At 72.7% G+C, this 15,621-nt stretch carries 8 protein-coding genes; 3 read left to right on the plus strand and 5 right to left on the minus strand.

All coding sequences use genetic code 11. The features are described from left to right. Positions 1 to 58 precede the first annotated feature (58 nt). The gene (locus ACEZDE_RS32090) at positions 59 to 1,252 is read right to left on the minus strand and encodes a uroporphyrinogen-III synthase (RefSeq protein WP_380544098.1); all 1,194 of its coding nucleotides are present in this window, start codon (positions 1,250 to 1,252) and stop codon (positions 59 to 61) included. Positions 1,253 to 1,490: 238 nt separating this feature from the next. Between ACEZDE_RS32090 and nirB the strand changes: the two genes are divergently transcribed. The 3 genes from nirB (at position 1,491) to ACEZDE_RS32105 (ending at position 5,952) form a co-directional block, all read left to right on the plus strand. Next, a complete protein-coding gene (gene nirB / locus ACEZDE_RS32095; protein WP_380544101.1) occupies positions 1,491 to 4,076 on the plus strand; it encodes a nitrite reductase large subunit NirB in 2,586 nt (861 codons plus the stop codon). Further along, a complete protein-coding gene (locus tag ACEZDE_RS32100; protein WP_380544104.1) occupies positions 4,073 to 4,492 on the plus strand; it encodes a nitrite reductase (NAD(P)H) small subunit in 420 nt (139 codons plus the stop codon). The genes nirB and ACEZDE_RS32100 overlap by 4 nt, the downstream gene beginning before the upstream one ends. A gap of 95 nt (positions 4,493 to 4,587) precedes the next feature. Beyond that, positions 4,588 to 5,952 carry a nitrate/nitrite transporter gene (locus tag ACEZDE_RS32105; protein ID WP_380544107.1) on the plus strand — a complete coding sequence of 455 codons (1,365 nt, stop codon included), beginning with the start codon at positions 4,588 to 4,590 and terminating at the stop codon, positions 5,950 to 5,952. A gap of 31 nt (positions 5,953 to 5,983) precedes the next feature. Here ACEZDE_RS32105 and ACEZDE_RS32110 read toward each other — a convergent pair whose 3' ends face one another. The 4 genes from ACEZDE_RS32110 to ACEZDE_RS32125 form a co-directional block, all read right to left on the minus strand. Further along, positions 5,984 to 7,186 (minus strand): SLC13 family permease, encoded by a 1,203-nt coding sequence (locus ACEZDE_RS32110; RefSeq protein ID WP_380544110.1) that lies wholly within the window; start codon positions 7,184 to 7,186, stop codon positions 5,984 to 5,986. Between the two features lie 148 nt (positions 7,187 to 7,334). Beyond that, the gene (locus ACEZDE_RS32115) at positions 7,335 to 14,168 is read right to left on the minus strand and encodes an RHS repeat-associated core domain-containing protein (RefSeq protein ID WP_380544113.1); all 6,834 of its coding nucleotides are present in this window, start codon (positions 14,166 to 14,168) and stop codon (positions 7,335 to 7,337) included. Between the two features lie 32 nt (positions 14,169 to 14,200). Beyond that, the gene (locus ACEZDE_RS32120) at positions 14,201 to 15,142 is read right to left on the minus strand and encodes a hypothetical protein (protein WP_380544116.1); all 942 of its coding nucleotides are present in this window, start codon (positions 15,140 to 15,142) and stop codon (positions 14,201 to 14,203) included. An 80-nt stretch (positions 15,143 to 15,222) separates the two neighbouring features. Then, complete coding sequence (locus tag ACEZDE_RS32125) at positions 15,223 to 15,585, minus strand: hypothetical protein (RefSeq protein ID WP_380544119.1); 363 nt, start codon at positions 15,583 to 15,585, stop codon at positions 15,223 to 15,225. Positions 15,586 to 15,621 lie beyond the last annotated feature (36 nt).

The following is a 15,621-nucleotide window of genomic DNA, read 5'->3' on the forward strand; positions in this document are numbered from 1 at the left end:
CCGACCGCAGGGGGTTACATCGGACTCACCCGCACCGACCGCCCCTGTGAGAGCCCGCTCAGGACGCCAGCGCCAGCCGGTAGCCGCGCTTGGGGACGGTGTGCACCAGCGCCGCGTGCCGCCCCAGCGCGCCGCGCAGCCGGGCCACCGCCACCTCCACCGCGTGCTCGTCCGCGGTGCTGCCGACCCAGACCCGGCGCAGCAGCTCCACCCGGCTGAGCACCCGGCCCGGCTGGTCGGACAGCGCGCGCAGCAGCGCGGCCTGGATCGGGGACAGCCAGAGGCACTCCCCGGCGTCCAGCACGGCGCTGCCCTGGAGCACCAACCGGTGCTCCCCCAGCCGCAGTTCGCGGTTCCCGGTGGGCAGCGTCTCGGCGATGGTGCGGACCATGGAGCCGAGCCGGCCCCGGTCCGGCTGGACCGCGTGGATGCCGTGCTCCTCCAGCGGCCGGGCGCAGACCGGGCCGACGCACACCGGCAGTACCCCGCCGCCGGCCGCCCCGACCCGCAGCGCGGCCAGCACCTCGGCGTGCAGGCCCTGGGTCAGCGCCGAGTCCAGGAAGCCGGTGATGGCCGGGGCGCTGGTGAAGGCGATGGCCTGGACCTCGCGCCGGACCGTCTGCTCGACCAGCCGCCGCACCGCCTCCGGGTCCTCCGGCAGGCCCCAGCGGTAGACCGGGACGGCGATGACGTCCGCCCCCCGTTCCCGCAGCGCGGCGACGAAGGCGTCCAGCGGCGCGCCGTGCTCCTGCACCGCGATCCGGCGTCCGCGCAGGTCGCGGGCCAGTAGCCAGGTCAGCAGCTCGTCGTTGGCCTCGCTCTCCGGCGAGAAGCTCTCGCCCAGGCCGCTGGCCCGGACCGCGCCGGTGGCCTTGGGCCCGCGGCTGATCACCACCGCGTCCCGGCACATCGCGGCCAGCTGTCTGCCGTGGCCCCAGCCGTCGGCGGCGCTCATCCAGCCGCGCCAGCCGACCCCGGTGGTGGCGACCACGTAGTCCAGCGGGGCGGCCAGGCAGCGCTCGGTGGCGTCGCGCAGCGCGGTGTCGTCCTCCAGCGGGAGGATCCGCACGGTGGGCGCCTCGACCACCCGGGCGCCGCGGCGGCGCAGCATCGCGGTCAGCTCGTCCCGGCGGCGCGCGGCGGTCACGCCGACGGTGAAACCGGTGAGCGGGCCGAGCAGGGTCCCGTCACCCGGAGCGTCCCCCTCGGGGGGCGTCGGCGGGCCGGTGTCGGAGGCGTGGCCAGTCGTCATGCTGTGAAGGCTCCAGCAGCGGGGTTACGCGGCTGTTGCGCGGCGATCACGCCGCCGTTAGCTGACGGCGTCACGGGTTACCCCGGATGTCCTTACGGTCACCTTTGGCCCCTCCCGGTGTGAGGCACCTGTACCCCGGCGGCAACACGGCCGACCCGGACGCGTAACCGGCCCCGTTGACGCTCGGTGACATGGATCGCCGTCGTACGCACCGCCCCAGTCCCCGAGGAGTCCGCCCATGACACCGCAGCACCTGGTCCTTGTCGGACACGGGATGGTCGGCCAGCGCTTCCTGGAGGCGCTGGCCGAGCACGGCCCGGCGGTCCCGTGGCGGATCACCGTGCTCGCCGAGGAGCCGCGGCCCGCCTACGACCGGGTCCATCTGACCTCCTGGTTCTCCGGCACCGGCGCGGACGAGCTGGCGCTCTGCCCGCCGGAGTTCCTGGAGCGGCTGGCCCTGGCCGGGCACCGCCTGGACCTGCGGCTCGGCGATCCGGCCGTCGCCGTGGACCGGGCCGCCCGGACCGTCACCGCCGCCTCGGGACACACCGTCCGGTACGACGCGCTGGTGCTGGCCACCGGCTCGTACCCGTTCGTGCCGCCGGTCCCCGGGCACGACGCGGCGGGCTGCCACGTCTACCGCACCATCGAGGACCTGGAGGCGATCCGCGACCGCGCGGCGGGGGCCGGGGTCGGCGCGGTGGTCGGCGGCGGGCTGCTCGGCCTGGAGGCGGCCGGGGCGCTGCGGGCGCTGGGCCTGGAGACGCACGTGGTGGAGTTCGCACCGCGGCTGATGGCGCTTCAGGTGGACCAGGGCGGCGGCGAGGTGCTGCGCCGCAAGATCGAGGAACTGGACGTGCGGGTGCACACCGGCGCCGGGACCGAGCGGATCGACACCGGCCCCGACGGCGCGGTCCGCGCGATGACCCTGTCCGACGGCACCGTGCTGGAGGTCGACCTGGTGGTCTTCTCGGCCGGCATCCGCCCCAGGGACCAGCTGGCCAGGGACTGCGGCCTGCCGGTCGGCGAACGCGGCGGGATCGTCGTGGACGAGCACTGCCGCACCGCCGACCCGCAGGTGTGGGCGATCGGCGAGTGCGCCCTGGCCGCCGACGGCCGGGTGTACGGGCTGGTCGCCCCCGGCTACGCGATGGCCGAGACCGCGGCCCGGCAGCTGACCGGCACAGCCGGCAGCTTCACCGGCGCCGACACCTCCACCAAGCTGAAGCTGCTGGGCGTGGACGTGGCCAGCTTCGGCGACGCACACGGAGCAACCGCGGGCGCCCAGGACGTCGTCTACACCAGCGGCCGGACCGGGATCTACCGCAAGCTGGTGGTCGGCCCGGACGGGCGGCTGCTCGGCGGCGTCCTGGTCGGCGACACCGGCTCCTACGACGCGCTGCGCCCGCTGGCGCTCAGCGGTGCGGCCCTGCCGGCCAGCCCCGAGCAGCTGGTCCTGCCGACCGGCCTCGGCGCGCCGCTCGGCCCGCTGGCGCTGCCGGACGACGCTGTGGTCTGCTCCTGCCACAACGTCACCAAGGCGGCCATCGCCGAAGCCGTGCGCGACGGCGGCTGCGGCAGCGTCCCCGAGGTGAAGAAGTGCACCAGGGCCGGGACCGGCTGCGGCAGCTGCGTGAAGATGGTGGAGACCATCGTCAAGGAGGAGCTGACCGCCGCCGGGGTCGAGATCGCCCACGGGCTGTGCGAGCACTTCGCCCACACCAGGGCCGAGCTGTACGAGATCGTCCGGGTCAAGGGCATCGGCAGCTTCTCCCGGCTGCTGGACGAGCACGGCAGCGGCGAGGGCTGCGAGGTCTGCAAGCCGACCGTGGCCTCGATCCTGGCCAGCCTGGACCAGGGGCACATCCTGGACGGCGAGCAGGGCGCGCTGCAGGACACCAACGACCACCACCTCGGCAACCTGCAGCGCAACGGCTCCTACTCGGTGGTGCCGCGGATCCCCGGCGGCGAGATCACCCCGGAGGGCCTGATCACCATCGGCCGGATCGCCCGCGACTTCGGCCTCTACACCAAGATCACCGGCGGTCAGCGGATCGACCTCTTCGGCGCCAGGGTGGACCAGCTGCCGCTGATCTGGACCCGGCTCGTGGACGCCGGGTTCGAGTCCGGGCACGCCTACGGAAAGGCCCTACGGACCGTCAAGTCCTGTGTCGGGCAGACCTGGTGCCGCTACGGGGTGCAGGACTCGGTGGCGCTGGCGATCGAGCTGGAGCTGCGCTACCGGGGGCTGCGCGCCCCGCACAAGCTGAAGTCGGCGGTGTCCGGCTGCGCCCGGGAGTGCGCCGAGGCGCAGAGCAAGGACTTCGGGATCATCGCCACCGCCGAGGGCTGGAACCTCTACGTCGGCGGCAACGGCGGCATGACGCCCCGTCATGCTGACCTGCTGGCACAGGACCTGGACCACGACACGCTGATCCGCACCATCGACCGCTTCCTGATGTTCTACATCCGCACCGCCGACCGGCTGGAGCGCACCGCGCCCTGGCTGGCCCGGCTCGAAGGCGGCCTGGACCACCTGCGCGCGGTGGTGCTGGCGGACTCGCTCGGCATCTGCGCCGACCTGGACGAGCTGATGGCCCGTCATGTCGAGACCTACCAGGACGAGTGGGCCGCCACCCTGGCCGACCCGGAGCGGCTGCGCCGCTTCGTCTCCTTCGCCAACGCCCCGGACACCCCCGACCCGACCGTCCGCTTCGTCCCCGAGCGGGACCAGATCCGCCCGGCCCGCCCGGACGAGGACGGGCTGACCCTGCCGCTGCCGCCGGTGATCGCCGGCGCTTCCCTGGAGGTACGCACCCGATGACCCTGACCCTCACCGAGCAGCCCGCCGCCGCGCAGTCCACCGGCGTGGTCGAGATCCACGACGGCCGCGCCTGGCTGGCCGTCTGCGGCCTCGACGACCTGGTCCCCGGCCGGGGCGTCGCGCTGCTGGTCGACGGACGGCAGGTGGCCGCCTTCCGCGACCGCTCCGGCGCGCTGTACACGCTCGACAACCGGGACCCGTTCAGCGGCGCCCACGTGCTCTCCCGGGGGCTGCTCGGCAGCCGCGGCCCGGTCCCGGTGCTGATCTCGCCGATGTACAAGCAGGCCTTCGACCTCCGCACCGGCGTCTGCCTGGACGAGGAGACCGGGCCCGACGGCGGCTGCACCACCCTGCGCACCTGGCCGATCCGGCTCCGCCCCTCACAGCGCCCCGCGGCCGACGTGCGCAGGACGTAGCGCGCCGGTGCGCCGCACGTACGGGTGACGAAACGTCGGCTGCCTAGCTTCGCCTGTCAACACCTCCCGTATCCCCACGACCGAGGCAGGTCAACATGAGCGCGACCGTCCACGATCCGGCCACCGGCACCGCCCCAGCACGCGAGCGGTCCCGGCGGCTCACCGACTGGCAGCCCGAGGACCCGGCCTTCTGGGAGGCCACCGGGGCCCGGGTGGCCCGGCGCAACCTGGTCTTCTCCGTCCTGTCCGAACACATCGGCTTCTCGGTGTGGAGCCTGTGGTCGGTGCTGGTTCTCTTCCTCGGGCCGCAGTACCACATCGACCCGGCCGGGAAGTTCCTGCTCACCGCCGTCCCCACCGCCGTCGGCTCGGTGCTGCGGCTGCCCTACACCACCGCGGTGGCCCGGTTCGGCGGCCGCAACTGGACCGTCTTCAGCGCGCTGCTGCTGCTGGCGCCGACCCTGCTGGCCGGAATCCTGCTCAAGCCGGGCGTCTCCTACAGCACGCTGCTGCTGCTCGCGGCGGTGGCCGGGGTCGGCGGCGGCAACTTCGCCTCCTCGATGGCCAACATCAACTCCTTCTACCCGCAGCGGCTCAAGGGCTGGGCACTGGGGATCAACGCGGGCGGCGGCAATGTCGGCGTCGCCTCGGTGCAGTTGGTCGGCCTGCTGATCCTGGCCACCGCGGGCGCGGCCCACCCGCGGCTGCTGCCGCTGGTCTACGTGCCGCTGATCGTGCTGGCCGCCCTGGGCGCGGCGTTGCGGATGGACAACTTCGACGCGCCGCGGGACCGCGGGCACGCGCTGCGGGACGTCTGCCGGGAGTCGCACACCTGGGTGATGTCGCTGCTCTACGTCGGCACCTTCGGCTCCTTCATCGGCTTCGGCTTCGCCTTCGGGCAGGTGCTGCAGGTGCAGTTCCAGCAGCAGTTCGACACCCCGATCAAGGCCGCCTACCTGACCTTCCTCGGCCCGCTGCTGGGCTCGCTGGTCCGGCCGGTCGGGGGCAGGATGGCCGACCGCTGGGGCGGGGCCCGGGTGACCGCCTGGAACTTCGCCGCGATGGCGGTCGGCGCCGGAGTCGTGCTGACCGCCTCCGAGCAGCACTCGCTGGCGCTGTTCGTGGCCGGGTTCATCGCCCTGTTCGTGTTCAGCGGCATCGGCAACGGCTCCACCTACAAGATGATCCCGGCGATCTTCCGGGCCGAGGCGGACGCCGCGGTCCTGGCCGGCGCCGACCCGGTGGCGGCGGAGCGGACCTCGCAGCGCAAGGCCACCGCGCTGATCGGGGTGGCCGGGGCGGTCGGCGCGTTCGGCGGGGTGCTGGTGAACCTCGCCATCCGGCAGTCCTTCCTCAGCGTCCACAACGGCAACGGTGCCTACCTGGCCTTCCTGATCGGCTACGGGCTCTGCCTGCTGCTCACCTGGGCCGTCTACGGCCGTCGGGGCACCGCTGCCTGATCCGCCGCCGCCTGCCTGACCTTCCGTCAGCTCAGACCAGTTGCAGCATCGCCCACAGCGCGGTGGTCGCGGCGAGCAGGGTGGCCGGGACGGTGCAGAGCCCGAGCAGCGAGAAGGTCCGCAGATCGGCGTCGGTGTCGTGCTCGTGCAGGATCCGCCGCCAGAGCAGCGTGGCCAGCGATCCCGCGTAGCTGAGGTTGGGGCCGAGGTTCACCCCGATCAGCGCGGCCAGCACCGGTCCCGGCCCGCTCCCGGCCAGCACCGGGAGCAGGGCCAGGATGGCCGGCAGGTTGTTGATCACATTGGCCAGCACCGCCGCCACCGCGGCTACCGCGAGCAGGGCCGGCAGGCTGCCGCCGTCCGGGACGATCCGCCCGGCGGCGGTGCCCAGGCCGTTGTCGACCACGGCCTTGACCACCACCCCCAGCGCCAGCACGAACAGGCAGAACAGCGGGGCGGCCGCACCGGCCAGCTCCCGGACCGTGGTCCGGCGCCGGGCCAGCTCCCGGCCGCCGAGCACCAGCACCCCGCCGAGCGCGGCCCAGGCCGGATTCAGCCCGGCCAGCGAGGTGACCGCGAAGCCGGCCAGCGTCAGCGCCAGCAGCACCAGGGTGAACCGCGGCATCGGCAGCGGATCGGCCCGCTCCGGGGTCCGGCCGGGGGCGGCCAGGTCGGCCCGGAAGAAGCGCCGGAACACCGCGTACTCCAGCCCGATCACCAGCAGCCAGGCCGGGGCCATCAGGGCCGCGAAGCGGGTGAAGGTCAGCCCGCTGGCGGTGAAGGCCAGCAGATTGGTCAGGTTGGAGACCGGCAGCAGCAGCGAGGCGCTGTTCGCCAGGTGCGCGGTGGCGTAGACGTGCGGACGGGCCCGAGCGCCGACCCGGGCCGCCGAGGCGAAGATCACCGGCGTCAGCAGCACCACGGTCGCGTCCAGGCTGAGCACCGCGGTGGTCACCGCGGCCACCGCGAAGACCCCGCCGAGCAGCCGCACCGGGCTGCCCTGGCAGGCGCGGGCGACCAGGTCGCCCGCCGCGGTGAACAGCCCGTCGTCGGCGCAGAGCTGCGCCAGCACCAGCACCGCTGCCAGGAAGCCGACCACCGGCAGCAGGGTCCTGGTCTGCTGCCAGGCCTCGCTCGGCGACACCGCGCCCAGCCCCACCAGCAGCGCCGCCGCCGGGACGGCCGCCGCCGCCTCCGGCCAGCCCTTGGGCCGGGTCACCGCGAAGCCGAGCACCCCCAGCAGCAGGACCAGGGACAGCGCCTCGGCGAGAGCGGTGTTCAGGGTGGTTCTCCTCAGTTTGCTGCCCGGCCGAGATCGACGCAGCTCAGCCTAAGGGCAGGGGGTGAAGACCGGCGAAGCGGGCCTCACCCCCCGGGTCAGGTCACGCGGCGGCCGGGCCCAGGCCGCAGCCGGCGCCCGAGGAGCTGAACGAGGGCGGCGGGTTGGAGACCAGGCCGAGCGGGTCCAGCCCGGAGATACCGGTGGCGAAGAAGTCAGCCAGCCCGTTGCTCAGCACCATGCTCCCGAACTCGCTCTCGACGTTGGACGCCATGCCCGCTCCCCATGCTCCGCCGCCGAATCCGACTCCGGCCCCGATCAGCCCCTCGACCCCCGCGTGCGCATAGTCCACATGGCCCCAGCCGTTGTCGTTCGCCTGGGTGAGGACGCTTGAGGCGAAGGATCCCACGCCGTTGGCCGCGGCGTCGGTCATCGCCGTCGCACCGATGCCGCACTCCGGACCGCAGAGTCCACTGGCGCCGCCGGCGACGGCGCCGGTCACCGAGTCGATCATCACGTCCTTGAGATTGAGATTGCCGTTGATGACGCCGTTCACGATGCCTCCGGCCGCGCCGCCGACCGCCCCGAGGACCGCGCCGATGACGATCGTGCAGAGCGGCCAGCACAGCCCGCTCCGGTCGGTCACGTTGCCCGGGTTGTCCTGGGCGTACCCGTAGGCCGACCGACTGAGGTCGATGGCGGGGTCACGGGTCAGGAACTGGGCGGTGGCGGGGTCGTAGTACCGCGCCTGGAGGTAGAGCAGCCCCGATTCGGCGTCCTGGTAGCCGCCGGTGAACCTCAGCGGCGTGGTCGCCGACCCCGTGGTCGCGGTGGTCCGTCCGTAGGAGTCGTAGCCGAAGCTGGCCGCGACCGCTCCCGTGCCGTCCACGAGTGCCTTGGGCGATCCCAGCGCGTCGTGCAGGTACCAGTAGCCGGTGCTCCCGGCGAGTTGCTCGACGGCGCCGGCCGGCCCGTAGAGATAGCTCGTGGTGCCGTCGCTGAGCAGGTCGGCGGTCTCGGCGTCGTTCCAGGTGAACCTGGTGGTCACGCCGCCCGTCGTGGTGCTCGCCCGCAGCCCTGCCCCGTCGTAGGCGTAGGAGGCGCTGCCCGAGGGCCCGGTGAAGCCGGTGAGCCGGTCGGCCTGGTCGTAGCCGAAGGTGCTGGCCGTTCCCGAGGCCGGCTGGGTCTTCGCGCGGTCGCCGACCGCGCTGTAGGTGTAGCTGGTGGCTCCGGTGGGCGGCGAGGCGCACGGCGAGCTGTTCGTCGCCGTCCCCGGGAGGGTCCAGCACAGCTGGGACGCCGCGTCGAAGCCCTGCGCGCTGCCGGCGACCGTGGTCGGGCTGCCGGCCGGATCGTAGCCGTACGACGACGTGCTGGTACCGCTCGCGGACGTCAGCTGCCCGGTGGCGGAGTAGCCGAAGGTCTGGGCCGGGTCCGGCAGGCCGGTCGGTGTGCTGGTCAGGACCTGGCCGGCGCCGTCCCTGGTGTACGCCATCGCGGCCAGGGTGCTCGTGCCGTGGCTGAGCACAGTGCCCGCCGACTGGTCGGCGCCGTCGACGGTGCTCGTCACGGTGTCGCCGTCCGGGTAGGCGGTCGAGGTCAGGTTCCCGTCGTTGTCGTACCCGAACCGCGTGGTGGCGGCGTTCCAGTCGGTGACGGTGGACTGCCTCCCGGCCTTGTCAAAGGTCTGCAGGACGGTCTGGCTCGGGCCGCCGGGATAGCTGATCGAGGTCTGGTGCCCGTCGTTGTCGTAGCCGTAGCCGACCACCGCACCCGCGCCGTTCGTCTTCGACACGATCTCGCCGAACGCGTCGTAGGACCAGGTCGTGGTGCCGGTGCCGTCGGTCATCGCGGTGCGCGCGCCCCCGCTGTTGTACCGGTAGGCGACGTTCGGCGTGACACCGTCGGAGTAGCTGGTCGACGTCGGATGGCCGGCCGCGTCGTAGCCGTCGGTGACCGTCTGGTCGGCGGCGTTGACGCTGGTCAGCACATGCCCGTCGGCGTCGTAGGTGTAGCTCGTCCTCCGGTTGTCGGGATCCGTTCGGCTGGTCAGCCGGCCCTGGCTGTCGTACCCGTACAGCGTCTTGGCGTTGTCGGCGTCCACGGTGTCCGCGGTGGTGCCGTCCGGGTTGTAGTCGGACCTGGTCCGGGTGCTGTCCGGGTTGGTGGTGACGGTCAGCCGGTTCGCCGGGTCGTAGCCGTAGGTCGTCGTCCGGTTGTCGCCGTCGGTGCTCGACGTGCGGTTTCCGTCGGCGTCGTAGACCGCCGAGGTCGCATGGCCGAGCGGGTCGGTGGTCCTGACGACGTGTCCCCAGGCGTCGTAGGCGTAGCTGGTGCATCCCTCGGCGGGCGGTGTGCACCCGGGGACCGTCCCGGCGGCGGTGCCGTTCGGGCTGACCGCCGAGGTCAACCGCCCGGTTCCGGCGTCGTAGCCGTAACGGGACACGTCCCCCATCGCGTCTGTCTTACTGAGGGCTTCCCCACTGCTGTTGAACGTCGCGGAGGAGGTGTAGCCGTTCGCGTCGACGACGCGGGTCTCGTCGCCCGGGTGGGCGGCGTCGTCGTAGAAGAAGGCGGTTGTCCGCGTCGGCGGAGCGGCCGGGTTGCTGTCGACGATCTCGGCGGACTGCTGCGGCTGGCTGACGGTGATGCTCGTCGGCAGGCCGAAGGTGAGTGCCCCGTTGTTCGTCCCTCCGCTCACCGCGATGTGCCCCGCCTGATCGTACCCGTAGCTGGTCAGCACACCCAGCGGGCTGATGGTCGAGGTCAGGTCGTCGAGGGCGTCGTAGGTGGAGGCGGTGGTGTTCCCGAGTCCGTCGCTGGCCGAGATCCTGTTGCCGTGCTCGTCGTAGGCGAAGGTCTGCACATGGCCGAGCGGGTCGGTCGCGGTCGTCACGCCGAGGCTCACCGGGTCGTAGGTGTAGGACGACGTGCTCGGCGTGCTGCTGCCGTACCCCTTCGTCTCGGAGACCAGCAGGCCGTTCTGGTAGGTGTCCAGGACCTGGTGTCCGGCGGGGTCGGTGACCAGCGTCTGGCCCGCGACCAGGGACGGGCTGCTGCTCGGACCGTAGCTGAAGGTGGTGGTGTGACCGGTCGGGTCGGTCTGCCTGATGACGCGTTCCGACGCGTCGTAGACCATGCTGGTCACCGGTGCCGGGCTGGTCGTGGTGTCCCCGAAGAACGCTGCCTGGCGCCATGAGGTGAGCAGGTGCGAGGCCGTGCTGTAGCCGTAGACGGTGTGGTCGTCGTCCTGCGGGGTCGGGTTCCGGGTCGTTCCGACACCGTAGACGTCGGTCAGGTCGCCGGAGCTGTCGTAGGCGTAGCCGACCTGGCGGCCGGCGGTGTCGCTCAGGCTGGTGATGTGCCCGCCGCTCCAGCCGAGGGTGTACACGTGCCCGGCCGGATCCGTGATGGTCGACAACTGGCCGCCGCTGTAGCCGAGGGTGGTCGCATAGGGGGTGGTGGCGTGCGCGCCGGCCTGGTCCGTCTCGGAGAGCAGGTGGCCGGTGGCGGTGTCGAAGGTGTAGATCTGCTTGCCCTTGCGGGTGAGGATGTAGCTGGAGCCGTTCTTGGTGAGAGTGGCGTCGTACCGCGGCGCCGACGGCGTGTAGCTGCCGGACGTGTCGACGAACGTCAGCTGGGATCCGTCCTCCTGCCGGATCGTCACGTTGCCCGTGCTGCCGTCGGTGGTCGCGGAGAGGTTGTAGGAGAAGGTCCAGCCGTAGCCGAACGGCCCGTTGACCGCATTCGCCCCGCCCGGTCCGGCGGGATCGGCCAGCGCCGAGTCGTAGCTGCGGGTGAAGGACAGCGGCATGCCCCGGCCCGGCGTGGACAGGTCGGCGACGGTCTCGCCGTAGTAGCCGGTCGCCGTGTCGACCGGGTCGCCGGCCGTACGGGTCGCGCAGCCGCACTGGACCCAGGCGGGGTTGCTGCCGGCGGGCGCGTCGGTGATGCCGGGCGGTCCGCCGATCGGCGTACCCGGGGTACCGCCCTGGGGGAGGAAGGCCACGGCGTCGTAGCCGACGTCGTAGCCGCCCGGTGTCATCGCGCTCTGGTTCGACAACGAGACGGTTCCGCCGGGGGACATCGCGAAGGTCCCGATGGTGACCCACTGGTCGGAACCCCAGGCCTGGTTGACCCGGATCTTCCACGGGCTCGCGCCGCCGCCCGGGTTGACGGCGTAGACGACGTCGGTGGCCCGAGCCCCGGTCGCCGGTATATGGATCTTGACCTTGTAGTACTGGACCGACGGCAGGGTCGGGGTCCAGGTCCCGGTGTTGACGACGGCCGGTTCACCGCCGCTCTGGGTGTGGTCGAACATGATGTACCCGCCGAAGCCCGCGCCCAGCTGGTGGGTGTCGATCGCACCGGTCGGGTCGCCGGCGGCATCGGTGCCGTAGGCCATCGTGAAGGTTCCGCCGTTGGACCAGTTCGAGGTCGCCGGGCAGCCGGCGATGTTCAGCGGGGTCCTGCCCGCCGCCAGTCCGACCTGCGCCGCGACGATGACCGGCGGCCCGTTGGAGGTGGTCGGCACGACGCCGGTGTCCAGGCTGCAGACCGGTGGGTGCGGATCGGTGACCGGTGGCTCGGTGGAGCCGGAACCGACCGTGTAGGGGCTGGTCGAGCAGGCCGTCGAGCAGGTGGGGATCCAGCTGACCGGCGCATGCCACCAGCACTCCAGGTCGGCCAGGGTGCAGTTGCCCGACTGGTTGGCGGCGCCCGGCGTGCAGAGGTCGTCGGCCGTGGTGCAGAAGGTGTTGAAGGCGGGGATGTCCAGCCAGTTGCTGCCGCCGTTGAAGGTCGCCTGGGCGTACGCGCGGGTTCCCAGGCGCACCAGCGGGGTGCCCATCCAGCCGAGGACCCGCTCCTGGTACGGCCAGCTGGCCGGGTGCGCCGCGTCGGCGTAGGTGTAGGCCAGGTACGGGGCGCGGTTCGGCGGGTAGCTCGGGTTGGCGGGGTTGTTCGCCCAGCCCAGGCCCCAGGTGCCGTCCGCGCCGACGCAGCCGGGACCGGGGGTGCAGCCGGTGGTGTTGCCGTGCTTGGCGTCCGGCTCGATGCCGGTGTTGTACGCCCAGATCGCGAAGTACCAGTTCTCCAGGTACCGCGGGTCGCCGCCGTTGGCGGTGATCCCGGCGCTGTACAGGGAGTTCCAGGTCCGCTCCAGGATCTGCAGGCCGGCCGCGATGTTCTCCTGGTAGTCCACCGCGATCTTCCACTGGCCGTGGGCCGAGTACTGCTGGCCGGTCTGGCTGGCGAACATCCCGGTCGTCACCTGGGAGATGCCGTAGCCGCAGTCGGCGGCGGCGTAGTCGATGGTGTCGACCGTCCCCGCGGCGCCGTAGTAGTCGGCGATCACCGGGTTGCCGGGGATCCCCGGCAGGGCGTGCCAGGACGCCTGGTCCCAGTTGGACTCCTGCGCCATGATCGCCTCGAAGACCGAGCGCGGGACCGTGCTCCAGGTGTCGCTCGACGGGTGCAGCAGCGGCACGGCCGCGAAGTCGCTGTTGGGCGAGTAGGAGACCAGCCCCATGTTGTCGAAGTTCGCGGGACGGGCGTAGGCCGAGCCTGTCAGCAGGTTCTGCTCGGCCATCTGGGCGGCCCAGTCGATCTGGCTCGATCCCTGCTGCATCGTCTGGAAGGTCGGGCTGTTCCGGGGGACCGAGCAGGCCGGGGTCTGCGCCGCTGCGGACGCGGTCCTCGCGGACGCGGTCCCCGCCGGGGCGGCGGAGGCCGACGGGTCCGCGTTCAGGGCGTTCCTCCGCACCCCCGCGGGGACGAAGGCCGAGGTCGCCGTGGTGGCCGCGGCCGGGGTCGCGCTGTCGAAGGGCTGGGTGACGAGCCTTCCGGTGCGGGTGGCGAGAACGGTCGAGGCCTGGGCCGCGCCCGCGTCCTTCTTCTGCTGCTGCCCGCCGAAGACCGCGTCGCCACCCAGCGAGACGGTCAGCGGGTCGGTGATCGACTTCGTGTCGACCGCGCGGACCGAGGCGCCCGCGCCCACGTGGTCGGCCCCCGTCACGATGTTGTGTCCTCCGCGCCCCGAGAACAGGCTGAGCCGTGAGGTGCTCCCGCTCCCCGAGTCGGTGACGGCGCCGCCGCGCTCGTGCTGGAGCCGGGCGGTGCCCGAGCCCGCCGCGGCGACCAGGAAGTCCACGCCCCCGTCGGCCGCCGGGCGCAGGTCGTAGGCCTGGCCGGGGACGGTGGCCACGGTCCGGGGGAGGCCGGCCCGCGGTCCGGACTCGGGCAGCGACACCAGCCGGTCGCCGAGCACCCCGATCACCCCGCTCGCGGTGGGGACCACCGACGTCAGCTGGCCGGCGACCCTGCTGGTGTGCTCGACCCGGCCCGACCCGAGATCGGCCGAGACGATCTCGGTGGTCTGCTCGTCGTCGCCCAGCATGACGGTGAACTCCGCCGTGTCGCCGGTTCCGCATCCGGGCGAGTGGTAGACGAGGGCCACACCGCTGGCGATCGTCCGGACCCGGCCGGTGGCCAGGTCGACGGAGTACGCGAAGGCGCCGTGGCCGCGTCCCGCGGTCGAGTTGGCGGCCGAGGCGGGCGCCACCGCCACCGCCTCGTAGCGGCCGTCACCCGACGTGCACTGGTACCCCGTCCACGACGACTCGTCCAGGCCGCCGGGGTGCAGCAGGGCTGCCTCGTGCCACGCGAAGCCCGAACTCTCGTGCGCCACCTGGATGTGGTAGCCGTCGCCGTCACCCGATCCGGAGACCGCGAGGTCGTGCGAGGAGGACGCGGCTGTGCCGAAGTCGGCCGAGCCGCCCTGCCGCGGCGGTGCGCTCGCCCGGCTCGGCGCGGCGAACGCGGTGGCCGCGGCCGCTCCGTTGGCGACCAGGCTCAGGCAGAGCGCGACGACGATCCGCCGCTTCCAGTCGAGCTTCCCGAAGCGTGGCGGACGGGTTCTGTACACTCCGGCGCGCATGACGTCTCCCTGGGTCCCTGGATCGCCGTGGTTCAGCGTGGTGCGGCCTGAGCCGCGGTGATGACCTGCTCCGCCTTGCGGAGCCGGGCGTCGAGTTGCTGCTTGAAGAGGGCGAGTGCCGCCGCGTGCGACCGGATGTACTGGTCGTCGTACGCGGTCTCGACCGCGACCGCGACGCCGATGAGGTTCGTGGACTGCTTGCAGGCCAGGTCGGCGGCCGCGGTGGCGACCTCCAGCGGCGTGTGCAGTTGCGGCGCGGTGGTCGACCCCTTCGGCCTGGTCCGCCACTTCGGGTCGAGGTAGGCCGCCCACGGTGACGCGTAGTCGAAGCCCCTGGACTTCATGCAGGCGCTCCACTTGGCGTTGACGTCGACCATCCGCGGATCGTCCGCCGGGACGGTCGGCCCGCCGTCCGGAAGCGGGCCGGAGTCCGCGGGCATCGGCGCGGCGCCGATCTCCGCCCTGCCCTTGCCCAGGCACCCGTGCGCGGGCACGGACTTGCCGTCATAGGCGGCGACGGGCTTGTTCGTCGCCCGGTCGACGCCGTCGAGCACCGTGTACTGCGCGTCGGACAGGACCGGCTCGGCGCCGGCCGCCTCGACGCCCACCGCGTCGTAGCCCTTGCCCGGGGACGCGGACGGATCGAAGAACCCGTAGACCACGGAGCGTTCCTTGAGCTGCTGCGGCGTGTCGCTGAACGCGTCGTCCCACTGCGGGGCCGGATAGGACAGGCTGTAACTCCGCACGCACTGCTGGGTCACCACCGTGGCGGCCTGGAACAGCGTCCTGGTCTGGGCGACGGTGACCTCGTAGGAGTCGATCGGCCGGGTGATCTGGTCGATCGACGTGATCACCGGGACCGGGCCCAGCGGCGGCGGCGCACCGCCGGACCGCGTCGCCGAGCCGTGCCCGCACGACGTGGTGACGATCGCCGTCGCCAGAACTGCCGCTGCCCTCAGGCCCTTGCCGCGCACCACGCAACCTCGCTTGCTCTCGGTCGTCCCGGTCGGTGGCGGCGGCCACCCGGAACCGGTGGCCGCCGCAGAGGGGTCCGCTACTTGGTGATGTAGATCCACGAGGTCGTCCACAGGCAGCCGGACCCGCAGTCCGGCATGACGACCCCCCAGCCCGGAGCGAAGTGGACCGGGGCCCAGCCGCTCGCGTCGGTGACATAGCCGGTGTTGACGACGCTGCCCACGCCCCACGTGTTCGGGATGTCGGCCCAGCCGGGGCCGGTGTTCCCGTCCGCGCGCAGCCCGTAGCAGAAGTCGGGACCACCGCTGTACACCGTCACGCCCTTGGTCGGGCAGGAGAGTTGGACCACCGTGGCGCTGGCCGGCGCGGCCACCGCGACACCACTGCCGAGAACGCCGCCGACCATGGCGATCGCCGCGAGATTCCTTCGGAATTTCACCATCGTGCTCCTCCGTCGCTGCTGGACGCGACCGGGTGA

The sequence above is a fragment of the Streptacidiphilus cavernicola genome (genome assembly GCF_042510955.1).
GTDB classification, from domain to species: domain Bacteria; phylum Actinomycetota; class Actinomycetes; order Streptomycetales; family Streptomycetaceae; genus Streptacidiphilus; species Streptacidiphilus cavernicola.